This window comes from Stenotrophomonas terrae (assembly GCF_001431465.1).
Taxonomy (GTDB): Bacteria; Pseudomonadota; Gammaproteobacteria; order Xanthomonadales; family Xanthomonadaceae; genus Stenotrophomonas; species Stenotrophomonas terrae.
The window spans coordinates 1-22,704 of sequence record NZ_LDJJ01000079.1 but is presented as its reverse complement, the minus strand read 5'-3'; the positions used below and the strand labels follow the sequence as shown (position 1 = coordinate 22,704).

The 22,704-nt window shown below is 64.0% G+C and carries 20 protein-coding genes and 2 tRNA genes; 12 read left to right on the top strand and 10 right to left on the bottom strand.

Annotated features, from left to right (window positions below; all coding sequences use genetic code 11):
* Positions 1-84: 84 nt before the first annotated feature.
* The 5 genes from ABB27_RS19845 to ABB27_RS19830 all read right to left on the bottom strand — a co-directional run bounded on the left by ABB27_RS19845 (position 85) and on the right by ABB27_RS19830 (position 4,414).
* The gene (locus tag ABB27_RS19845; protein ID WP_152984678.1) at positions 85-402 is read right to left on the bottom strand and encodes a hypothetical protein; all 318 of its coding nucleotides are present in this window, start codon (positions 400-402) and stop codon (positions 85-87) included.
* 204 nt (positions 403-606) lie between these two features.
* Positions 607-1,008 (bottom strand): hypothetical protein, encoded by a 402-nt coding sequence (locus tag ABB27_RS19840; protein WP_152984677.1) that lies wholly within the window; start codon positions 1,006-1,008, stop codon positions 607-609.
* A gap of 627 nt (positions 1,009-1,635) precedes the next feature.
* A protein-coding gene (locus ABB27_RS18040) for an IS3 family transposase (RefSeq protein WP_152984676.1) occupies positions 1,636-2,752 on the bottom strand; the annotation gives its coding sequence in 2 pieces (ribosomal slippage) (positions 1,636-2,500 and positions 2,499-2,752; 1,119 coding nt in all).
* Between the two features lie 699 nt (positions 2,753-3,451).
* On the bottom strand, positions 3,452-3,706 hold the full coding sequence (locus ABB27_RS19835; RefSeq protein ID WP_152984675.1) for a hypothetical protein: 255 nt from the start codon (positions 3,704-3,706) through the stop codon (positions 3,452-3,454).
* Positions 3,707-3,781: 75 nt separating this feature from the next.
* Positions 3,782-4,414 carry an Arm DNA-binding domain-containing protein gene (locus ABB27_RS19830; RefSeq protein WP_152984674.1) on the bottom strand — a complete coding sequence of 211 codons (633 nt, stop codon included), beginning with the start codon at positions 4,412-4,414 and terminating at the stop codon, positions 3,782-3,784.
* A gap of 305 nt (positions 4,415-4,719) precedes the next feature.
* Here ABB27_RS19830 and ABB27_RS18025 point away from each other — a divergent pair.
* Both ABB27_RS18025 and ABB27_RS18020 read left to right on the top strand, forming a co-directional pair.
* A tRNA-Ala gene (locus ABB27_RS18025) sits at positions 4,720-4,795 on the top strand.
* Positions 4,796-5,044: 249 nt separating this feature from the next.
* A tRNA-Phe gene (locus ABB27_RS18020) sits at positions 5,045-5,120 on the top strand.
* 528 nt (positions 5,121-5,648) lie between these two features.
* Here ABB27_RS18020 and rnd read toward each other — a convergent pair.
* Entirely contained in the window at positions 5,649-6,731 is a 1,083-nt protein-coding gene (gene rnd, locus ABB27_RS18015) for a ribonuclease D (protein ID WP_057630534.1), read from the bottom strand.
* An 84-nt stretch (positions 6,732-6,815) separates the two neighbouring features.
* Between rnd and ABB27_RS18010 the strand changes: the two genes are divergently transcribed.
* From ABB27_RS18010 to ABB27_RS18000, 3 genes are all read left to right on the top strand, one after another.
* On the top strand, positions 6,816-8,762 hold the full coding sequence (locus ABB27_RS18010; protein ID WP_057630532.1) for a formylglycine-generating enzyme family protein: 1,947 nt from the start codon (positions 6,816-6,818) through the stop codon (positions 8,760-8,762).
* A 66-nt stretch (positions 8,763-8,828) separates the two neighbouring features.
* Positions 8,829-9,743, top strand: a complete 915-nt coding sequence (locus ABB27_RS18005) for a M48 family metallopeptidase (protein ID WP_057630530.1) — start codon at positions 8,829-8,831, stop codon at positions 9,741-9,743.
* An 83-nt stretch (positions 9,744-9,826) separates the two neighbouring features.
* Positions 9,827-11,038, top strand: coding sequence for an AcvB/VirJ family lysyl-phosphatidylglycerol hydrolase (locus ABB27_RS18000; protein WP_057630528.1), 1,212 nt, complete (start codon positions 9,827-9,829; stop codon positions 11,036-11,038).
* On the opposite strand, the gene xseA is transcribed toward ABB27_RS18000, so the two are convergent.
* Positions 11,029-12,399 (bottom strand): exodeoxyribonuclease VII large subunit, encoded by a 1,371-nt coding sequence (xseA, locus tag ABB27_RS17995; RefSeq protein ID WP_057630526.1) that lies wholly within the window; start codon positions 12,397-12,399, stop codon positions 11,029-11,031. The two genes, ABB27_RS18000 and xseA, sit on opposite strands and share 10 nt — an antisense overlap.
* Positions 12,400-12,517: 118 nt before the next feature.
* Positions 12,518-13,600, bottom strand: coding sequence for a tRNA epoxyqueuosine(34) reductase QueG (queG, locus tag ABB27_RS17990; RefSeq protein WP_057630523.1), 1,083 nt, complete (start codon positions 13,598-13,600; stop codon positions 12,518-12,520).
* A 23-nt stretch (positions 13,601-13,623) separates the two neighbouring features.
* Here queG and ABB27_RS17985 point away from each other — a divergent pair, with 23 nt between their 5' ends.
* The 7 genes from ABB27_RS17985 to ABB27_RS17960 all read left to right on the top strand — a co-directional run bounded on the left by ABB27_RS17985 (position 13,624) and on the right by ABB27_RS17960 (position 21,374).
* Entirely contained in the window at positions 13,624-15,096 is a 1,473-nt protein-coding gene (locus tag ABB27_RS17985; RefSeq protein ID WP_057630521.1) for a bifunctional ADP-dependent NAD(P)H-hydrate dehydratase/NAD(P)H-hydrate epimerase, read from the top strand.
* Between the two features lie 7 nt (positions 15,097-15,103).
* On the top strand, positions 15,104-15,583 hold the full coding sequence (tsaE, locus tag ABB27_RS17980) for a tRNA (adenosine(37)-N6)-threonylcarbamoyltransferase complex ATPase subunit type 1 TsaE (protein WP_057630519.1): 480 nt from the start codon (positions 15,104-15,106) through the stop codon (positions 15,581-15,583).
* 80 nt (positions 15,584-15,663) lie between these two features.
* Positions 15,664-17,292: an N-acetylmuramoyl-L-alanine amidase gene (locus ABB27_RS17975; protein ID WP_057630517.1), complete on the top strand. Its 1,629-nt coding sequence runs from the start codon at positions 15,664-15,666 to the stop codon at positions 17,290-17,292.
* 52 nt (positions 17,293-17,344) lie between these two features.
* Positions 17,345-17,569, top strand: a complete 225-nt coding sequence (locus ABB27_RS19825; RefSeq protein ID WP_152984672.1) for a hypothetical protein — start codon at positions 17,345-17,347, stop codon at positions 17,567-17,569.
* 72 nt (positions 17,570-17,641) lie between these two features.
* A complete protein-coding gene (mutL, locus tag ABB27_RS17970; RefSeq protein WP_057630516.1) occupies positions 17,642-19,504 on the top strand; it encodes a DNA mismatch repair endonuclease MutL in 1,863 nt (620 codons plus the stop codon).
* Entirely contained in the window at positions 19,504-20,445 is a 942-nt protein-coding gene (locus ABB27_RS17965; RefSeq protein ID WP_057630514.1) for a DUF1684 domain-containing protein, read from the top strand. Before mutL ends, ABB27_RS17965 begins: the two co-directional genes overlap by 1 nt.
* Positions 20,442-21,374 (top strand): TraB/GumN family protein, encoded by a 933-nt coding sequence (locus tag ABB27_RS17960; RefSeq protein ID WP_057630512.1) that lies wholly within the window; start codon positions 20,442-20,444, stop codon positions 21,372-21,374. Before ABB27_RS17965 ends, ABB27_RS17960 begins: the two co-directional genes overlap by 4 nt.
* A 159-nt stretch (positions 21,375-21,533) precedes the next feature.
* Here the strand turns inward: ABB27_RS17960 and phaR are convergent, their stop codons facing one another.
* The gene (gene phaR, locus ABB27_RS17955; protein ID WP_057630510.1) at positions 21,534-22,058 is read right to left on the bottom strand and encodes a polyhydroxyalkanoate synthesis repressor PhaR; all 525 of its coding nucleotides are present in this window, start codon (positions 22,056-22,058) and stop codon (positions 21,534-21,536) included.
* 146 nt (positions 22,059-22,204) lie between these two features.
* Positions 22,205-22,704, bottom strand: a 500-nt coding sequence (phbB, locus tag ABB27_RS17950) for an acetoacetyl-CoA reductase (protein WP_057630508.1), incomplete at its 5' end; no start/stop codon positions are given.

Genomic DNA, 22,704 nt, shown 5'->3' with positions numbered 1-22,704 from the left:
GCTGCAAGCTGCTTGAGATGCAAGCTCATAAGCCTGCAGCTGTCTCGAGCCTATATGCGCTGAAGCCTCCAATGCATGTGCGATTCAATGAGGGGTGGTGCCGAACATTGACGCAAACCAGAAGGACTTCTGATTGCGCAACCAGCTCGAATGGGCAGTGCGGTCGAAAATCGCAAGCTGTTCCATGGGTACTTCATACCTCCAGAAAAAAGCAATCAAATCCCGCAAAGAGGCTTCATCAACAGCTCGGGAATCGACATGCAATAAAAGCTCAGCCCCTAGGCCTTCATGGTGAGAGATGCACTTGATCCTGTTCAGCCAATGAAAGAATGCATCCTCGTCTCCTGTTGAGTAGAAGCGAACTCGAGACAGGGATAACACCGATTTTTCAGGAGGAATCATCGTTTCAGCTCATAGATAGGAGAGTTGAATGGCCGTCAGTCACGCTCGTGCGGGCAACTCGCCGAGCTGCAGTCATGGTCGTCAGGACTTACAACAACATCTCCACTCGTTCGCATTGAAACACGGCGATACATTCCTGGGGGTGGGATTTCCCCGGCGCCTGCTCCTTCCGGGAGAAGATTCCAACTCGACCGAACAGCAAGCTCACCCCAATCCTTTTCGCCCGCCAATGCGCGCCAGCATATTATTGAACCCAGCTGCAACGAGCCCGGTTACAGATCCCACAGCAATAAAATATAAAAGCTGCCCCTCAACCATGCCCTGACGATACAACAGATGCGCGAGACCGGCACTTGCCAAAGCTCCAACAACGGGCGCAGATACAAGGAAAGGGATCTTGGAGCGCCGCAGGATGTAGTACGTAGCGATACCTATGGGAAAAACAGTAAGCAACGAAAACATGTACCAAATCGCCACTCCTAGCAAATCATCGAGTGGATCACGCTCTCCCTGAGACGTGACAAGTGCCGCTACACCAGGCACGATGGATGCAAGAAGAAGAGATACAAATGCACGCAGATCAGGCGATCTCATTGGCATCCACATCGCTTGGCGCTCCGCTCAAGCATTTTTCCATCTGCCGCCCCCCGCACGACCTCATTCGCCAGCGCATCAGGAAGGGATCTGTCCTGCTGGGACCAGTTAGCACCTTCACTGTACGTGTGAGCGACTCCGCCGTTTACAGTTCTCGCCACGTATCCCGGACTGAACATGCTGCCTGGAGCCGTAATGTTGACAACTAGCGCATTGCCATTCCGCAGATCCGTTGTCAAATATGAAGTAACCAAGTTGTTCCCTCGTCCCAATACGCTCGCGTCGTTATGGCTTGTGCGGCCCGGAGTAGCGGGTCTCGCGTACGGTGATAGCGTGGGGTGGTTCACGAGCGCTTGCATCACAGCTCCAGGTTCCGCACATCCTAAGTCACGAGTTATGTCGTAATTGTAATGCAGGACATCGCTCACGTCGAAGTCTTGAAAGTCAGATGGCGTGGGCAAAGTAAAAATGGGACCGTTCGGATACTCGCAATGTGTTAGCCCAGCAGCTGATCTGCAGGCTAGTCCTTCGGGGTCTATTCCAGCCAACGGATTCCCGCCCGCATACCCATGCGTACTTATCCGCCACCCAGCCCAATCGGGTCACTCTGCATGGCGGCCTCTCAAATCTTAAGCCGATCTAAGGTAGAAAAATCGGCGTGTTTGGGGCTGTCCGAAATGCCTCGGCGAACTGCGCTGGCGCGGCATTTCCCAGGGATGAATACGGACGAAAATGATTGTAGTCGGTTCTCCAGTTTTCGATCTTTCGGCGGGCGTCGTCAAGGGGCAGGAGCCAGTGCACGTTCAGACATTCGTCGCGGAATGAACCATTGAAAGATTCGACGAACGCGTTATCGGCCGGCTTACCCGGGCGCGAAGAATCGATCGTAACGCCGTGATCGTAAGCCCATTTGTCCAGCACGATACTGATGAATTCAGGTCCGTTATCTGCCTGAACCCGGCGCGGTGAACCGCGTTCCTGTCGCAGGTATTCCAGCGTTTCGACAACATCCTCGCCACGCAGGCTCTGCCCCATGACAATGGCCAGGCATTCGCGGCTGAAGTTGTCGACCACGGTCAGCGAGCGGAAACGACGTCCATCGAAGAGCGCATCGCTAACGAAATCCATGCTCCAGCTCTGGTTGGGTGCGGTGAGTACTGGTCGATCCAATCGGTCCGCAGCGGCCCTGCGCCGCCGCGGTCGCTTTGAGCGCAAGTTCAACCCTGCCAGCTTGTACAGCCGATGCACGCGTTTGCGATTGATCGGCCAGCCTTCACGACGCAGCAGAATGTGGATGCGTTGGTAGCCGTAACGCACCCGCGTCTGCGCTATCTCCTCGATGCGCCGCGTCAATGGCGCATCCAGAATCTTGCGCACCGGTTTGTACGCCAGCCCGGAACGGGCCTGGCGCATCACGGCGCATGCCCGCCGTTGGCTGATTCCGTAAGCACGCTGCAGAAAGCTGATGAGCGTATGTCGCTGCCCCTGCCTCAGAGCTTTTTTGAATGACGTTCTGAAGCATCACTTTGTCCAGGCTCAGATCTGCGACCAGCTGCTTGAGCTTGCGGTTCTCTTCCTCCAGTTGCCGTACGCGCCGCAGCTCGGACACGCCCAAGCCGCCGTACTTCTTCTTCCAGTTGTAGAACGTAGCCTCGAAAATGCCCATCTTCCGGCACGTCTCGCCGACCGATGTGCCGCGCTCGGCCTGGCGCAAGGCAAACGCAATCCGCTCTTCGGTGAGCTTCGACTTCTTCATGGCAAAACCACCTCTCTGCTTGGGGTTGGTTTCGCCGAATTCCTCTACTTTTGAATGGCTCAAAAAGCTGGGAGGTGGTCACGAACCGGAGACCTCTAATTTAGCCTGGCATTGAAATACGGGAAGTCGACATGCGGATCGTAGTAGCGCTGGCCTATTTTGTCTGAATCTCAGCTTCCTGTGTCGCCTATACAGACCCTGTCACCAAGCAACAGACCAGAGTTAGTTCTGTAGCCCGCTGAAGCAAAGTTCAGGGGCCAATAACAAACCTCCATTGATTCCGTCAGATTTCTGGACTGAACAAAAGATACGCCTGAAACCGCGGTGCCCAGTACCACATCTAGCTTCCGACCTGGCTCTGCGCACGTCAAACAAGCGGAGGCAATGGCAAGGCGACCTTCATACTTCCAATTGGGAACATATGGAACCCCGCCGATGTGCGGGCGCTCAATGAGCCTGGATTGAAACGCCACTACACCGCCTCCCCTTAGTTTTAACATTAGTCTAGAGGTGCGCCCTTCCATGTCGGTTACTACTTCGACCTGGTATGGATTGTATGGTTCTTGCGAAATCACCTCTACGCAATAAGTGGCCGCGCAGGCCTGGGGGCGGCTAACAGGTGGCGGCCCCGAAGCAGGGGAGGAATCAATCGATAAAATAGAAATCGTTGTTGCAAAAAAACTGAAAACGTGCGGCGCATCATTTTGCATCGTCCTTCAATAATGTATACAGCTCTCTCGCACTTCCGTTTCCATTGAATGCATCTTTCAAGAAGCTCGTTTCGAACGCCTTCATCATGTTTCCACCAGTATTTGCCATTATTTGATTTGGGCCGAAGCCGGGCTTATATCCCGTGCGCACTCGGTTTCCATTCATATCAAAGCCCTGCGTGTAGCCATCTGACTTTCTGCCGTCACCGAGGCCGGGCACGAAATGGAGCGAGTCGTGGAACACGGCACCTGCAGCGTCGGTACGATTTGAGTCAATGTGTGCAGCCGATCCATTCGTGTCTTCTACTATGCCCTCGCCTTAGATTGTGCGCGGATTATGACCTGGCGAAACGTCCATAATGTTTGAGCGAGGATGCATGCCCAGCAGGGGGTTGGTCGGAATCAGCCCCCAGCTGACCGCTTTGGACAATGCCGCCCGCAGGCAGGCCAGATCGCGTGCCGCAGTCGAGCGTGTGGGCGGGGACTTGGTCTTGCCCGTGGGCGTAGACAAGCGCAGCTGTAGCCATTGATCCGCCCATGCAGTATTGAAATCGGTCAATGGATCGTCCAGATGATCGACGAAGACTTGCTCCAGCCGGTTGGCGTACATGTGGCCTCGTTTGAGTTCCAATGTGGCCCAAGCCCGATATTGCTGATCGATGAAGTCTTGCAGGGTAGGGGCGTGGGACTTGCTGTGTCCGATCCGAGGCAAACCCGATTGCAGGTACTCAGCGATAGCATGGGTGGCTTGAGCGCGAGCTAGATCCAACGGGATCGCAGTCGTTGGCCCGATAGTGCGCCGCTTCCCACGCGCCCACGACACGATCCAAGCTTCATGGCCCGACGGCTGCACCCGCAAGATCAGTCCTCGCACCTGGGCGTCCCGTACTTCATAGGGGCGCTCTTGGGGCTGATAGGTTTCGACTTGGCGTTTGGTCAGCTGGACACGCATTGAACCGGCTTCTGTAAGTTGGCTTACCGCCAAGATAGGATGCCGGGATGGTCGGAGGCTGGATACGGATCGTCCGTGATCGACGAAGAGGGGCAGAGCAGTGAAGGATCTGCTGCCGTCCTTGTCGCTCTCGTTCCCGTACCACGTAAATCTGGGTGGCGATACTGCCGCAGTGATGTTGCTGAGTAGCCCATCGCACTCGGGGCGGCGGAGCGATCCCCTCCATCCGGGCGCCGCTCGCGTTCGATCCGGGCCGTGGCGTTTTGCGTGGCGCGGGCAACAGCGCTATGCTCGGTTCACCGCGTGGGGCGGTAGCTCAGCTGGGAGAGCGTCGCGTTCGCAATGCGAAGGTCGGGAGTTCGATCCTCCTCCGCTCCACCAAGTCTTCAAACAAAGAGCCGCGTCGGATGATGCGGCTCTTTGCGTTTGTGCGCTGGTTGCGGGTGGTTTGATCAAATTTTCGCCAGGCCTTGCTGCTGCTCTGTGGCTCGCAAGCTCGGCCGCGCAAGGCATTTCAAGGAATTTTCAGCGGATGTGAAAATTTTTGTGAAATTGGCTTGCCGAAATCGAAATAGCTCCGTAATATACGCCTCCTCGACGGCAGCAACGCCGACGAAAACAAAACAAAGTGGCCGAGTAGCTCAGTTGGTAGAGCAGGGGATTGAAAATCCCCGTGTCGGCGGTTCGATTCCGTCCTCGGCCACCAAAATTTCAAGGGTTCGCAGAAATGCGAGCCCTTTTTTGTGGTCGCGATTTGCGGCGGATTTGATCGAGTTGAGGTTGCGTTGGTGTTGTGTCTGCCCAGCAAGGATCGGGCTACGCGGCGCTGGTGTGCTTTTGTGGGAGCGGCGTCAGCCGCGAAGCTGACGATCGACACGGGCCGCGCGCTTGGTCCGCAATTTATGCGGGTGCTGTTCGGGGCTTGTAGCGCGCCTGCCGACGTTGCCGACGCATTTGGCTGATGTGGCTTGCGGTTGGTTTTTTGCCGAGCATGGCTCGGCACTACAGGGCGCTGGTTGGCTTTTGTGGGAGCGGCGTCAGCCGCGAAGCTGGCGATGACAGGGCGCGCGCCTGGTCCGCAATTTGTGTGAGTGCTGTTTGGGGCTTGTAGCGCGCCTGCCGACGTTGCCGATGCATTTGGCTGATGTGACTTGCGGTTGGTTTTTTGCCGAGCATGGCTCGGCACTACAGTTGCGTTTTTGCACGCCCCGACGTGGTCGGGGCGTGCTGTTGCTCAGGTGGTGGGCAGCAGTGGCCGCAGCACCGGTTCCAATTGTTGCTGGCGCCAGCCGGCCAGTGCGGTGGGCCAGTTGCCGCTTTCCAGCAGTGCTTCCAGGTGCTTGCGCGAGGCCAGCAGGCCTTCGGGCAGTTCCAGCTCGGCGCTGCGTTTGCTCACTGCGTCCTGCAGGCGCTTGATGGTGTTCTTGTTGCCATCGGTGGCGGGCAGGGCCATCGGCGCGAGGGCTTCGTCGGCAAGCGGGGTGTTGAGGGCTTCCCACAGCGATTGCGCCAGCTTGCGCGGGGCTTTGGGGAAGCGGCCGAACAGCTTGAGCATGCTGTCGTAGTCTGCCGGCGGGTTGCGTGCCAGCAGGTTGGCCAGTTCGTTGTCCAGGATCCAGCTGCGCGGCTTGTCGCTGCTGCGCGCCTGCTGGTCACGCCAACGCAGCAGGCGCAGCAGGCGCAGCTGTGCGTCGCGCTCCAGTACCTGCGAGGAGCGCATCGACAGGTGTGGCCAAAGCTCGCCTTCGTCGCCTTCAACGCTGGCCAGCAGGCGCTCGCCGTCGTCCTGCAGCCATTGCATGCGGTTTGCCGCCTGCAGCTTGGCACTGATGGTGTCGTGCAGGGCGAACAGGTATTCCACGTCGTCGGCGGCGTATTCCAGCTGAGCCTCGCTGAGCGGGCGCTTGAGCCAGTCCGAGCGGGTCTCGCCCTTGGGCAGGGTGACGCCGGTGATCTCGGCCACCAGCTTCTGGTAGCCCATGCCGCCGCCGATGCCGGCCAGGGCGGCACCAATCTGGGTGTCGAACAGCGGCCGCGGCAGCGCGTCGCAGGCGCACTTGAAGGCCACTAGGTCTTCGCTGGCGCTGTGCATGATCTTGGTGATCGAGGTGTCGGTCAGCCAGGGTTTGAGCGCCTCGCACATGCCCGGTATCAGCGGGTCGATCAGCAGGATTTCGTCGCCGACCGCCATCTGTACCAGGGCCAGCTGCGGCCAATAGGTGCGTTCGCGGATGAATTCGGTGTCCAGCCCGATCCGGCTCGGGCGCTGGCGGTAGCGTTCTTCCAACTCCGCCGGGTGTTTGATCCAGTAAGCCACGTGGGGTTCCGTCAACTGCAGGGTTTGCTCAGGCAGGCGAGAATAGCCTAACGTCGGGCCGCTCCCGGAGAAGTGTGCAAGGTCATGGAGGCGTTTTTGGGTAAAACCGGCCAATTGTTGGCTCTGGCGGCGCTGTTTGGGGCCTTGGCCGGATGTAGCGGCAGTGCGCCTTCGGTCGCGCCAAATGCGGAGCCTGCCAAGAATCCAACGCTGGTCGAGCGGCTGGAGGCGCGGGCCGAGGCGCGTGCTGAAGCCAAGGCCGAAGCCGAAGCGGCGGCTGCGGCCAAGGCGAAGGCCGCTACGCCAGACCCTGCGCCGCAGGTTGAAAGCATCGCCCTGCCGGTCTGGAACGCGCCGGAAGTGAGTCTGCAGCCCAGCGAGCTGGCCGAGGCACGCAAGGCCGCTGACAAGGCCTTGGCCGAGGACCGGCTGTACCGCGATGCCGAGGATGCGATTCCGCTGTACCTGGCCATCCTGGCCCTGCAACCGCAGGATCGGGCCGCGCAGCGCGGCCTGGACAAGGCCCGGCAGCGGCTGCGCGCGCAGGCCACGGCCTTGATGGCGCAACCCGAGAACCAGCGTCAGGCGCTGGCCCAGGCGGCCGAAATCGCCGGCGTGGCTGTGGCCCTGGCGCCGGAAGGCAAGGCCGAGCAGGCCTTGCAGCAGCGCATCGCGGTGGCGCGGCGGCTGCTGGCGTTGAATCGGGCCGGCGAGCAGGCCCTGCGCCAGCACCAGTTTGGTGAGGATGGCGGTGGTGCGCAGGCGGCCTTCCGCGAAGTGCTGGCTACCGACCCACTCAACAGCCGGGCCAGACAGGGCTTGGCCGCGGTCGAAAGTGGCTTGATCCGCCGCGCCGAGTACGCCGCCGCGATGGAGTCGGATTTTGACGCAGCGGCGCGCTGGCTGGACAAGGCCACCACCATCCGTGGTGAAGCGGTGACCCTGAAGGATGCGCGGGCGCGCATCGAGAACATCCGTACCGCCCAGCTTGATGCCCTGCGTGAAGGTGGCCTGCGCGATCTGGTGTCGTCCAAGGGGCTGAAGGACGCCCAGCTGAAACTGGCCCAGGCCGAGCGCATTGCGCTGCCCGGTGACCGCACCGTGGTCCTGCTGCGCGAACGCATCGAGCTGGTCACCCATTACGGCAGCTTCCGTCCGGGCCAGGTGTTCAGCGATGCGCTGGCCGATGGCAGCCGCGGGCCACAGATGGTGGTGGTGCCGTATGGCAGCTTCCAGATGGGCGCGGCCGAGGGCGAGATCGGCAGCAGCGACGCCGAGCGGCCGCAACATCAGGTGCGCTTCGAGCGCGGCTTTGCCATGTCGATCACCGAAGTCACCGTGGCCGACTTCCGCCGCTTCGTCGAAGCGGCCAAGGCGCGGCCGCGGGCTACCCGGCGCGGCCATTCCATTGTCTATGACGAGCGCAGCGGCAATTTCATCCGCCGCAGCGGGGTGGATTGGCAGTCCGATTACAACGGCGCCAAGGCCGCACCCAATAGCCCGGTGATGCATGTCAGCGTGCGTGATGCCGAGGCCTATGCGACCTGGTTGTCCGAGCAGACCGGGCGCTATTACCGGCTGCCCAGTGAGTCGGAGTTCGAATATGCGCTGCGTGCAGGCAGCCAGGGGCGCTACCCGTGGGGGCGCTCGATGACACCGCCGGAGAACAGTGGCAACTTCACCGGCAGTCTGGATGTGTCACCCAGCGGCCGCCATTGGAACAATGCTTTCATCGGCTACGGCGACGGTTTCTGGGGGACTGCGCCGGTGGCGATGTTCCGCGCCAACGCCTGGGGCCTGCACGATGTCAGCGGCAACGTCAGCGAGTGGGTGGCCGATTGCTGGCATGCCAGCTACCGGCGTGCGCCGGCCGATGGCGCTGCCTGGTACAACCCGGGTTGCCGGCAGCGGGTGATCCGCGGCGGCAACTGGGCCAATGCGCCGGAGCAGACCCGCGCGGCATGGCGGCAGTCCCAGGACTCGGACGTCACCTCCGCGCGCATCGGTTTCCGTCTGGTGCGCGGCATTTGACCTTGCAGCGGCGTACGCTGGCGTTACCATCGGCCAAGGCCAGCCCGGCCCAGACGGAACCCAACCATGCGACAAGATCCTTTCGGTAACCAAGGCAATGGCGGCCAACGCCGGCGTGGCGGCGGCCTGTTCGGCAATATCCGTTGGGTGATCCTGCTGGGCTTTGCGGTGTATGGCGGTTGCTATTACTTCGGCAATCGCTCGGTGGACCCGTATACCGGCGAGAAGGTGCTGATCGACAGCTCGCTCAATGCCAGTGAAGAGAAGGCGATGGGCCTGCAGGCCTACCAGGAGATCCTTGCGCAGGAGCGTCCGGTCGATCCGAATTCGCAGATCGCTCGCCAGGTACGTGAGATCGCCAACCGCCTGATCGCCAAGGTGGATGTTGTGGAGACCTCGTTGGCGCAGGAGCATGGCCTGCAGCCGCAGCATTTCGCCAAGGATTTCGAGTGGGACGTGAATGTCCTGCAGTCCGATGAAGCCAATGCATTCTGCCTGCCCGGCGGCAAGATGGCGGTCTATACCGGCTTGATTCCGGTCGCGCAGAACGCCGATGCGTTGGCGGTGGTGATGGGCCACGAAATCGCCCACGCGCTGCTGCGCCACGGCGCCCAGCGCATGGCCCAGCAGAAGCTGACCCAGATCGGCCAGATGGCCGGCGCGGCCAGCGGCATGGACGTGCAGCAGCAACAGATGATGATGTCGGCCATGGGCTACGGCTATCTGCTGCCCTACGCGCGCTCGCACGAAACCCAGGCCGATGAAGTGGGGCTGATGCTCGCCGCGGCGGCCTGTTTCAACCCGGAAGAGGCGGTGCCGTTGTGGCAGCGCATGAGCCAGGCCAGTGGCGGCCAGGCGCCGCCGGAATTCTCCTCCACCCATCCCAATCCCGGTACACGCATCCAGAACCTGCAGGCGCTGATGCCCAAGGCACTGGAGTACCGCCAGCGCTATTGCACGGCGGGCGCAGCGGCTCGCTAGCAAGCGCGTTGACGCATTGCACAAGCACGTAACGAACGCCGGTGGATGCTCGCCGGCGTTGTTACTTTTGTCAGAGGTTGCGGATGCGTCGTGCTGCAGTGTTGGGGCTGGGGGTATTGCTGATCATGGTGGTGGTCAGCTGTGGCTGGCCTGCGCATGCCAAGCGTATGAATGCCGGCCGTTATGGTCGCGTGCAGGTGCTTGAGCCGCCATCGGTACCGCGAGGGCTGATCATCTATTTCGCCGACCCGGCCTTGCCACAAGCGCGGCGGCAGCAGTTCGCAGAACGCTTGGCGCAGGCCGGTGCCTGGGTGGCGGTGGTGGATGCGGCGCGTTACCGGGAACAGCTGCACAAGGGCAATGGTAGTTGCCGGGCGATGGCCGATGATGCGGCCCTGCTCACCCAGAAGCTGCTCAAGCGCGAGCGTGCTGACCAGTTTTTCCTGCCGGTCCTGTTGGGCCAGGGCGAGAGCGCCGGGCTGGTGCGTGACAGCGCGGCCGGGGCGGCACCGGGTGAAATGGCAGCGGCGCTGGTGACCACGGCCGATGCGTCAGCTGCCACCGGCTGCCAAGGTGGCACGGCAGCCGTGCCGGTCAGGCAGGTCGCCGAGGCGGCGTTGTTGGCGACGCTGCCAACAGTGCTCGGTGCCGCGCCGGTGCAGGGGATTGCCAACCTGCCGCTGATCGAAATGCCGGTTGCCGGCAGCAAGCGGCTGGTGGTGCTGATCTCTGGCGACGGCGGTTGGCGTGACCTGGACAAGGGGTTGGCACATGAACTCAACCAGCGCAGCATTTCCGTGGTCGGTTGGAACAGCCTGCGTTACTTCTGGAAAAAGCGCACGGCGGCGGAGCTGGGTGCCGACCTGGACAGCGTCGTGCGCAGCTACCGGCAGCGTTGGCAGGCCGATGACGTGGCGCTGGTGGGCTATTCCTTCGGTGCGGATGTGTTGCCGTTTGCCTATCCGCTGCTGAGCGAGCCGCAACGCCGTTCGGTGCGCCTGGTATCACTGCTGGGGCTTGCCCACGGTGCGGCGTTTGAAGTGCGGGTCGGTGGCTGGCTGGGCTGGTTCCGCGCCCAGGAGGTGCCGGTGCAGCCAGCCTTGGCGGGCCTGCAGCCGGTTGCGCAGCAATGCATCTACGGGGCGGACGAGAAGGACAGCCTGTGCCGGGACCTGCAGGGCGATGCGCGCATGCAGGCGGTTGAGCGCCCCGGTGGACATCATTTCGACCGCGACCCGGCCAAGCTGGCACAGATCATTGTCGAACGCTGGGATGCGCTGCCGGCTCAGCCCTGAGTGGGTTCGCCGTTGGCCGGCGTGCCGTCAACGTGTTCCACCCGCAGTTGCAGCTCGCCTTCAGACAGGCGCGCGCGCAGCTGCTCGCCGGGTTTGACCTGTGCGGCGGAGCGCACCAGCGCACCGTCTTCCACCCGGGTCAGGATGGAATAGCCGCGCGCCACCGTGGCCAAGGGGCTTACCGCTTCCAGCGAACGGGCGATGCCACGCAAGCGCAGGGCATCGCCCTGCAGCTGGCGGGTCATGGCCGCATGTGCGCGCGGCGCCAGCGTCGCCAGCTTTTCAGCCAAAGCATTCAAGCGGCGCTGTGGTTGGTTGCCACGCAGCCCGGTGGCGGCGTGGGCCAGGCGCGCAGTGCGGCGCTCCAGCTGCTGCCGCCATTGCGATTGCAGGCGCGCGAAGGCGGCCTGCTGGCGATGTTCGAGCAGGCTCAGGCGCGCCTGCGGGCTGTGGGCCTGCAGGCGCAGCGCGGCGCGGTCGGCGCGTTGCATGGCCTGGCCCAGTGCATGCACCTGCAGTTGGTTCAGGCGTTGCGCCAGGCGACGTACGCGCAGGGCCAGGTCACGCTGGTCGGGTACCAGCAGTTCGGCTGCCACCGATGGGGTTGGCGCACGCAGGTCGGCGGCGAAGTCGGTCAGGCTGAAATCGGTCTCGTGGCCCACCGCCGAAACCACCGGCGTCGTGCTGGCGGCAACCGCGCGCGCCAGCTGTTCGTCGTTGAAGGCCCACAGGTCTTCCAGCGAGCCGCCACCACGGGTCAGCAGGATCACATCGTAGCGGCCACTGGCATCGGCCTGGCGCAGCAGCGAGGTGATCTGCGGTGCGGCGGTGGCGCCCTGTACCAGCGACGGCAGCAGCTCGACTTCCAGCATCGGGAAGCGCCGCTCCAGCACGCTCAGCACGTCACGTACGGCCGCACCGCTGGGCGAGGTGATCACCGCCAGTCGGCGCACATGCGCCGGCATTGGCCGCTTGCGTGCGGGGTCGAACAGTCCTTCGGCTTCCAGCCGGGCCTTGAGTTCATCATAGGCGCGGCGCAACGCGCCTTCGCCAGCTTCCTCCATGTGATCGAGGATCAGCTGGTAATCGCCACGTGCCTCGTACAGGGTCAGCCGGCCACGCACCAGCACGCGCATGCCTTCGCGCGGAATGAATTTCAGCCACTGGCTCTTGGGCTTGAACATCGCCGCGCGGACCTGTGCACGCGCATCCTTCAGGGTGAAATACAGATGCCCGGAAGCGGGGCGGCTGACGCTGCCGAGCTCACCTTCCACCCACACCAGCGGAAACGTGCTTTCCAGCAGATCGCGCGCCAGGGTGTTGAGCTGGTTGGGGGTGAGGATGTCGTTGCTGGAGGCCATTATTGAATTGCTTTGCCGGTGGGGCGCTCGCCGCAGCCATTGGCGCAGGCGAACTATTGGTCACTATCTTACGGGAGCGGCCGGAGCAGTCGAGCAGATCGAGGCGGCAGGTGCTTGGCTATTGCTTCGGCGTGTCGCCGGCATGCCGCTGCAGCGCCCATTGCACATGCTCGCGTACCACCTCCGAGGGATGTGCCTGACGCGTCTGCAGTGCCTGTTGCACGACAGGCGAGGGCGCGGCATTGCCCAGCGCCACGGCGATATTGCGCAACCAGCGCTCGTGGCCGCTGCGGCGGATCGGGCTGCCTTCGGTGCGACGCAGGAACTCGTCCTCTTCCCAGGCGAACAGTTCGGGCAGGGTGGCGGTATCCAGGTTGTTGCGGGCGCGGAAATCCGGCTCGTCGGTGCGCTGGGCGAACTTGTTCCAGGGGCAGACCAGTTGGCAGTCGTCGCAACCGTAGATGCGGTTGCCCATCAGTGGGCGCATGTCCAGCGGGATGGCGCCTTCGTGCTCGATGGTCAGGTAGGAGATGCAGCGGCGTGCATCCAGCCGGTGCGGGGCGATGATGGCCGCGGTCGGGCAGACATCGATGCAGCGCGTGCAGGTCCCGCAGTGTGCGGTGGCGGGTACATCCACCGGCAATGGCAGGTCGACATAGATCTCGCCAAGGAAGAACCACGAGCCGCCGTTGCGGTCGATCAGGCAGGTGTGTTTGCCGATCCAGCCCAACCCGGCATTGCGTGCCAATGCACGTTCCAGCACCGGTGCCGAGTCGACGAACACGCGGTAACCAAACGGGCCGATCTCGCTGCCGATACGTTCGGCCAGCTTCTGCAGCCGGTTGCGCATCAGCTTGTGGTAATCGCGGCCCAGCGCATAACGCGCCACATAGGCGCGCTCGCTGTCGTTCAAGTTGGCCCAGGCTTCGGCGTCGTCCTTGTGGCCGTAATCCAGGCCCACCGAAATCACCCGCAGCGTGCCCGGCAGCAATTCCTGCGGGCGTGCGCGCAGGGTGCCATGGCGGGCCATCCACTCCATCGTCCCGTACAGGCCCTTGCCCAGCCAGTCGGCCAGATGCGCTTCATCCTCGCCCAGCTCGATGCCGCTGACACCACAACGCTGGAAGCCTGCCTCGCGGGCGAGCTGGCGGATGCGCAGTGACAACTGGGCAGGATTTGCGGCGGTAACGGCTTCAGACATGGCGCAAGTATAGAATTGCCGGCATGTCAGAGCCCGTCGAACTGTTCGATATCGCCGCTGCCCGCCAGATTGATGGGCAGGCGACCGCCGCCCTGGGCGGCGATGCGTATGTGCTGATGCAGCGCGCAGGCCACGCCGCGTGGCAGACCGCGCTGCAGTATTGGCCGCAGGCGCGCCGCATCGTGGTGGTCTGCGGGCCGGGCAATAACGGCGGTGACGGCTATGTGCTGGCCCGTCACGCCCGCCAATCCGGGCGCGAGGTCAGCGTGCTGCATCTGGCCGATGCTTCGCCGCGCACGCCCTTGGCGCAGCGCGCCTGTACCGACTACCTGGCCGTCGGCGGCCACGTCGAGATCACGCCCGACTGCCTGCAGCAGGCCGATCTGATCGTCGATGCGCTGTATGGCATCGGCTTCAGCCGCGCGCCACAGGCCGAAGACGCAGCGCTGATCGAGGTGATCAACGCCGCCGCAGCGCCGGTGTTTGCCTTGGATGTGCCCAGCGGCGTTGATGCCCTCACCGGCAACGTGCCCGGCGCGGCCGTGCGCGCGCAGCGCGTATTGCAGTTCATCGTCGCCCACCAGGGCCTGCATACGGGGGCGGCGCTCGAGCATGCCGCACAGCGGCTGCTGGCCACGCTGGAGGTGCCGCCGCTTGCATTCGACGGGGTCAAGGCCAGCGCGCTGCGCTGGGCCAGGCCGCAATTGGCGGCACTGCTGCCGCCGCGTCGGCTCAATACCCACAAGGGTGAATCCGGCCATGTGCTGTGTGTGGGCGGCAACCATGGCAGCGGCGGTGCGGTGATGCTCAGTGCCGAGGCCGCGCTGCGCAGTGGCGCTGGCTTGTGCAGCGTGGCGACCCGTGCGCTGCACGTGGCACCGCTGTTGGCGCGTTGCCCCGAGGCGATGGCGCATGCGGTGGATAGTTCCGAGGATTTCGCACCGCTGCTGGCGCGTGCCGGCGTCATTGCGCTGGGGCCGGGGCTGGGCCAGGACGACTGGGCGCAGGCGCTGTGGTCGGCGGCGCTGGCCAGTGGCAAGCCGCTGCTGCTTGATGCCGATGGCCTGAATCTGCTGGCGGCGGCTCCACGGCCGCTGCCACAGGCCATTCTCACCCCGCATCCGGGCGAGGCCGCGCGCCTGCTCGATACCGATACCGCCAGCATCCAGCGCGATCGTTTTGCCGCCGCCCATGCCTTGGCCACGCGCTACGCGGCGGTTGTCGTGCTCAAGGGCGCTGGCAGCGTGATTGCCGCGCCTGCACAGCTGCCGCGGGTGCTTGCCGCCGGCAACCCGGGCATGGCGGTGGGCGGCATGGGCGACCTGCTGACCGGCGTCATCGCGGCGCTGCGCGCGCAGGGCCTGTCGCCCTTCGATGCAGCCAGTACCGGAGCCCTGCTGCACAGCCTGGCTGGTGATGCCGCAGCGGCCGAAGGTGAGCGTGGGCTGTTGCCGCGCGATCTATTGCCGCACCTGCGCGCCCTTGCCAATCCATAATGTGTCCATGATCGAATTGTCATTGCCCCAAGCCGAGAGCACCGACCTGCTGGGTCAGGCCTTGGCCCAGACCCGGCCCGCGCAGGCGGTGGTTCACCTGCAAGGGGATCTTGGTGCCGGGAAATCCACCCTGGCCCGCGCCTTGTTGCGCGCGCTGGGCGTGCAGGGGCCGATCCGCAGCCCTACCTACACCTTGATCGAACGCTATCCGCTGGACAGCGGCGAAGCCTGGCATCTGGATCTGTACCGGATCGGCAATGCCGGCGAGCTGGATTTCCTTGGCCTGGACGACGCCAGCGCCGACCTGTGGTTGATCGAATGGCCCGAACGTGGGGCCGGTGGTCTGCCGCCGCTGGACCTGCTGGTGGCGCTGGAAATCGATGGCCATGGCCGCCGCGCGCAGCTGCAGGCGCATAGTCCGGTCGGCGAAGCCTGGCTGCAGCGGCTGCGCAAAACGCCCCACTTGCAGGGGCTTCCTGCCCTCTGACTACAGGAAGTTACGGCAGGTTGCGGATTATTAAGGGAAAACATGTTGCAATTACTGAATTCCGGTGATTGAATCCGCCCATGACTACGGGAAACCGCCTGTTCGCTTTGTCTGTCGCCGTCGCCGGCCTGTGCCTGGCCAGCGCTTCCGCGTGGGCCGGTGAGATCCGCGGGGTCGGCCTGAGCGCCGGTGCCACCGGCACCCGCGCTGAGATCCAGTTGGCCGGTGGTGGCAGCTACAAGACCATCAGCCTGGCCGGTCCCAACCGCCTGGTGATCGATTTCCCCGATTCCACCTCCGTGCGCGGCCTGAAATTGCCTTCGCCGGTTGGTGTGGTGACGGCAGTGCGCACCGGTAATCCGGTCGCTGGCACATTCCGGGTGGTGTTCGACCTTGCCGAGTCCGTGGCTGCGTTCAAGCCGCAGATGCAGGGGCAGGGCGCCGAGTCCAAGCTTCTGATCGAGTGGCCGGGTGAAACCGCGCCGCGTGCCGGCACCCCAGCGCCGGCAGTTGTTGCTGCCGCTCCGGCTGCAAGCGCACCTGCCGTGGCTACGCCAGCGTCGAACCCTGCGCTGGCCACCCCGGCAGTGAACCCTGAGCAGGCCCGTGCCGAGGCAGCCCGCGCTACCGCAGCGCTGACCGCGGCAGTGCGCCAGCAGGCCACCACGCCGCCGCCGGCACCCGTCCAGGCGGCGCCCAGCCCCGCGCCGGCCGTTGCCACGACCGTGGTTGCCAGCGCTCCCGCCGTGGCCAGCCCGTCAACGGCCTCGCCGGCAGCCATCCTCAATGGGCAGGGCACGCCGATCCGCACCACCATTGCCACCGGCGTGCCGACCCCGATCACGCCGAACCCTGCCGCCACCGCTCCGGTTGCCGCAGCGCCGACGCCGGCGCCGCGTCCGGTGATGCCAAGTGACGCGTCACGAATTCGCATGGCACCGGGCATGCGCAATCTGGTGGTTGCCATCGATCCGGGCCACGGTGGCCAGGATCCGGGCGCCGTCGGGCCTACCGGCAAGCGTGAGAAGGACGTAACGCTGGCCGTTGCGCGTGAGTTGGCCCGCCAGGTCAATGCCACGCCGGGCCTGCGTGCTTACCTGACCCGCGACACCGACGTATTCATCCCGCTGCCGATGCGCGCCCAGCGTGCGCGTGCGGCCAAGGCTGACATCTTCATCTCGATCCATGCCGATGCCGCCGAGAACCGGTCGGCGACGGGTTCATCGGTCTATGTGCTGTCGACCAAGGGCGCCTCTTCGCAGCGTGCGCGCTGGCTGGCGGACAAGGAAAACTCGGCCGATCTGATCGGCGGTGTCAGCCTGACCCGCACCGAGGGCACCTTGGCCAATGTGCTGCTGGACCTGGCCCAGAGCGGCTATATGAAGGCCTCCGAAGACGCGGCCGGGCATGTGCTGGGCGGGCTCAAGCGCATCGGCAACAATCACAAGCCGAACCTGGAGCGCGCCAACTTCGCGGTGCTGCGTACCTCGGACATGCCGGCGATGCTGGTCGAAACCGCGTTCATCTCCAACCCGGATGAAGAGCGTCGCCTGATTGATCCGGCCTATCAGCGCCGTATCGCCGGTGCCGTGCTCGATGGCGTGCATACCTTCTTCAGCCGCCAGCCGCCGCCGGGCACCTTGTTCGCCGCCCGCGCCCAGGCCGAGATGGATGCCGCTGCAGGCACCGTTGCAGGTGGCAGCAAGTAAGGCAGGGCCGGCTTGAAGCCCGCTCCTGACGCGGTTTCAAGCTATGAGACATATGAAAACCGATGCCAGCGATGCGGGCATCGGTTTTTTATTTTGTGGGAGCGGCGTCAGCCGCGAAGCTGACGCACCAACAGATCGCCAGGGCACCAAGGCCTGCAGCAATGTCAGCTTCGCGGCTGACGCCGCTCCCACAAGGAACTGTTGGGATGCGGCACGATTGACCAGCACCGATATCGGTGTTGAGGCTGCGCTCGGCTATCATCGTGCGCATGCATGATGTCAGCCTGATCCCCCTCAAAACCTCGTTCATAAACCTCGGCAAGGCCCTGCAGTTGCCTGGCGGTGTGGCATGAATGCGATCCGCCCCCTGCCGGAAATCCTGATCAACCAGATCGCCGCCGGCGAGGTGGTTGAACGGCCTGCTTCGGTGGTCAAGGAGCTGGTCGAGAATGCCCTTGATGCCGGCGCCACGCGCGTGGATATCGATCTGGAAGAAGGCGGCGTCCGCCTGATCCGCATCCGCGACAACGGTGGTGGTATCGCCGCCGAGCAGTTGCCGCTGGCGGTGTCGCGGCATGCCACCAGCAAGATCGCCAGCCTGGACGATCTGGAGTCGGTGGCTACGCTCGGCTTCCGTGGCGAGGCGCTGCCATCGATTGCCTCGGTCAGCCGTTTCACCCTGGCCTCGCGTCGTGCCGAGGATGAGCGCGGCTCCGCACTGCAGATTGAAGGCGGCAAGCTCGGCGAGGTGGCACCGCGGGCGCATGCGCCGGGGACTACGGTGGAAGTGCGCGAGCTGTTCTACAACGTGCCGGCACGGCGCAAGTTCCTGCGCGCCGAACGCACCGAGCTGGGCCACATCGAGGAATGGCTGCGCTCGCTGGCGCTGGCACGTCCGGATGTCGAGCTGCGGGTTTCGCACAACGGCAAGCCATCGCGGCGCTACAAACCTGGCGATCTGTATTCGGATGCGCGCCTTGGCGAAACCCTGGGCGAGGACTTCGCGCGCCAGGCCTTGCGCGTGGATCACAGCGCGGCAGGCCTGCGCCTGCACGGCTGGATCGCACAGCCGCAGTATTCGCGGGCCAGTGCCGACCAGCAGTATCTCTACGTCAATGGCCGCTCGGTACGCGATCGCAGCGTCAGCCATGCGGTCAAGATGGCTTACGGCGATGTGCTGTATCACGGTCGCCAGCCGGCCTATGTACTGTTCCTGGAGCTGGACCCGACCCGGGTCGACGTCAACGTGCATCCGGCCAAGCACGAAGTGCGTTTCCGTGATTCGCGGCTGATCCACGACTTTGTCTATCGCACGCTCAAGGACGCCCTGGCCGAAACCCGTGCCGGCATGGAGCCAACTGCGGGTCAGGTACATCCGGCCGATCCGCAGCTGCAGCAGCCGGCACCGGCGTATGGCGCCGGCGGCTATGTGTTGTCGCGCCCGGGCGGCAGTGCCGGCGGTGGCAGTGGCAACTGGCAGGCGCGGCAATCGCCGCTCGGCCTGCAGGTTGCTGACGCGCCATCGGCCTATGCGGCGTTGTACTCGTCGGCAGCGGCCGGTGACGATGCAACGATGCGTCAGGCCGACAACGGCCCGTCGCTGCCGCCCACATCCAATGATGCCGGCGTGCCGCCGCTGGGCTATGCCATCGCGCAGCTGCATGGCATCTACATCCTGGCCGAGAACGCCGAAGGCCTGATCGTGGTGGACATGCATGCCGCCCACGAGCGCATCGGCTACGAACGCCTGAAAAACGCGCATGACGGCATCGGTCTGCACGCGCAGCCGCTGCTGGTGCCGATGACCCTGGCGGTGGGCGAGCGCGATGCCGATACCGCCGAGCGCGAGGCTGCAACCCTGGCAGCACTGGGGTTCGAGGTAACCCGTTCCGGCCCCGGTTCGCTGCATGTGCGCAGCATTCCGGCCCTGCTTGCCAATGCCGAGCCGGAAGGTCTGCTGCGTGATGTGTTGGGTGATCTGCGTGAGCACGGCCAAAGCCGGCGCATCGCCACCGCGCGCGACGAGCTGCTGTCCACCATGGCCTGCCACGGCGCGGTGCGCGCCAACCGGCGCCTGACCATCCCTGAAATGAATGCCTTGTTGCGCGACATGGAAATCACCGAGCGCTCCGGGCAATGCAACCATGGCCGCCCCACCTGGGCGCGCTTTTCCTTGGCTGAAATTGATCGCTGGTTCCTGCGGGGGCGTTGATGAAATACCTATTGGGGGGCGCGGCGCTGATTGCCGTGATGCTGCTGGGCGGCTGCGGCGATGATGCGAACAAGGCCAAGCCAGCGGCGCAGGTCGATCCGAGCTTCGCGCGCGACAATGGTCTGTGGCGCGAACAGCGCTTGACCGAGCTATTGGCGACGGATGGCTGGACCAGCCTGGTCGGGCTGCATTGGCTGGATCTGAAAGCGCATTACATTGGCAGCGGCAGCACCAGCGGTATCCGCCTGGCAGTGGGCCCGCCGCGGATGGGGCTGGTCACCCGCGAGGGCAAGTCATGGTTCTTCGCACCGGAACCGGGTGTATCGGTGAAGGTCGATGGGCAGGTGGTGAAAGGTCGCATCCCCTTGCACAGCGACCATGCCGAGACACCGACGGTGATTCATTTCGACGATGACAAGGGCAGCCTGAGCCTGATCGAACGCGGCCCGCGTTTCGGGTTGCGGGTGAAGCATGCCGATGCTCCGGCGCGTGCCCAGTTCAGCCATCTGGATTACTGGCCGGCCGATCCGAGCTGGCGCATCACCGCGCGCTTCGTGCCGAACGACGTCAACAAGACCCTGCCCATCGTTGATATCACCGGCCTGACCACTGAGCTGGCCAATGCCGGCGCCATCGAGTTCGAACGCGACGGACGCACCTGGCGGCTGGAAGCATTGGGCGATGCCGGGCGTCCGCTGCAGGTGATCTTCGCCGATCGCACCAGCGGCCGCGGCAGTTATGCGGCGGGCCGCTACATCGATCTGGACGTGCCCAACGGCAAGAGTGAAGTGGTGATCGATTTCAATCGCGCCTACAACCCGCCATGTGCATTCACCGCGTTTGCCACCTGTCCCTTGCCGCCGCCGGAGAATCGTCTGGACATGGCGGTGGAGGCCGGTGAAAAAGCCTATGCCAAGCCCAAGCAGGAGCCGGCCGCATGAGCTGGATCAAACGTCTGGGACTGTTGTTGGCCACCGGCCTGTTGATCGCAACGCCGCTGCTGGCTGCCGCGGCCGCGCCCAAGGCGGGCAAGCAGCCGCCGGTGCCGCTGTTGTGGAAGGTCACCGGTGCGCAGGGCAGCGAGCTGTACCTGCTGGGTTCGTTCCATCTGCTCAAGGCCGATGATTACCCGCTGTCCAGCGACGTGGACCGCGCATTCGCCGGTGCGCAGCGGCTGCTGTTCGAGCTGTCGCCGGAGGAAATGAATTCGCCGGAGCTGGCCACGCAGATGATGCAGGCCGCATTGCGCCGCGATGGTCGCCAGCTCAAGGACGATCTGGATCCGGCAACCTGGCGGCAGCTTGAAGCCTGGGGTGCGGCCAACAACATGCCGGTCGATCGGCTGGCCGGCCTCAAGCCCTGGTTCGTGGGGCTGACCGTCAGCATCGCGCAGATGACGCGGCAGGGCCTGGATCCGAAGTCGGGCCTGGACCGGCATCTGATGGAGCGTGCGGCGCAGGCCAACAAGCCGACCGCTGGCCTTGAAAGCGCCGCCTCGCAGATCAGCATGCTCGACAGCATGAGCAACGACGAGCAGCGCCAGCTGCTGCGCGAGGCACTGGAGCAGGTGGAGAAGGGCGACGAACAGAGCCGTCAGCTGCACGATGCCTGGCGCCGTGGCGACGACGTGATGCTGTGGCGCGACATGGCTGCGCAGATGAAACGCGAGTATCCGGGCCTGTATCAGCGGATCAACGTGGAGCGCAATGACGCCTGGTTGCCGAGCTTGAAGCAGTGGCTGCAACCGGGCCGTGGCAACACCCTCGTGGTGGTTGGCGCGCTGCATCTGCTGGGCAGCGATGGCGTGGTGGAAAAGCTCCGCGCGCAGGGCTACAAGGTCGAGCGGATCTGCAGCGCCTGCAAGCGCTGAGCCGGCACGAGTTTGTGGGAGCGGCGTAAGCCGCGAAGCTACCGATGCCTGATAGTCGATGAGCTTCGCGGCTTACGCCGCTCCCACAAAAAGAAGCAAAAAAGCCTGACCCACAAAGCAAAAGGCCGACGCTTGCGTCGGCCTTTCTGTAGGCAACCCTCAGCGGCTGCTGCGGGTCTTGCCAGCCGGGCTGGCCGGCGGCGGATCCGTTGGCTTGCCGGACGCTGCCGGCGGGCGGGTGCCGCCAAAACCGGTGCCCATGTTGCGCTGGAATTCCTGCCACAGCTCCAGGTTGCGCTCGGTGAGCTGGTTCATCATCGCCCACGGGGTCTGCCCAAGCAGGTTGCCCATCTGCTGGCGGAACTGCTGCTGCTGGTCCAGGAACACCTGCATGCTGCGCTCCAGGTAATTGCCCATGAAGCCCTGCAACGAGTCGCCGTAGAAACGGATGAGCTGGCTCAACAGCTGGGTCGACAGCATCGGCTCGCCGTCCTGCTCCTTGTCCGCGATGATCTGCAGCAGCACCGAACGGGTCAGGTCGTCGCCGCTCTTGGCGTCACGGACCTCGAACTCCTCGCCGTCCAGAATCAACTGGCGTACGTCTTCGATGGTGATGTAGCTGGAAATCTCGGTGTCGTAGAGCCGGCGATTCGGATACTTCTTGATGATGCGGGTCGCAGCCATTAAGCAGTCACTCGTCACGGTAGGTGCGCAGCATGGCGCAGTGCAGCAGGGCTTGCAACCGCCATTAGTACAGGTTGCAAGCATCGGAGAACGCTGGGTTTGTTGCGCAGCATGAAAGGCTGTGCCCTGCAACATGGTGGGGCCTGTCACCAGCCCATGTGGTGGCCGCCATTGATGTCCAGGTTGGAGCCGGTGATCCAGCTGGCTTCCTCGGCAACCAGGAAGGCCACCGCGTAGGCGATCTCCTCCGGCTTGCCCAGGCGCCCGGTGGGGATGTCGGCAATGATCTTTGCCCGCACTTCCTCGGGTACGGCCATCACCATGTCGGTGGCCACATAGCCGGGCGAGATGGTGTTGACGGTGATGCCGAAGCCGGCGTTCTCGCGCGCCAGGGAGATGGTGAAGCCATGCATGCCGGCCTTGGCGGCGGCGTAGTTGGCCTGGCCGTACTGGCCCTTGAGGCCGTTGATCGAGCTGATCTGGATGACCCGGCCCCAGCCGCGCTTGCGCATGCCTTCGATCACCGGGCGGGTCACGTTGAACACCGAGTTGAGGTTGGTATTGATCACCTCATGCCACTGCTCCGGGCTCATCCGGTGGAACGTGGTGTCGCGGGTGATACCGGCATTGTTGACCAGGATTTCCA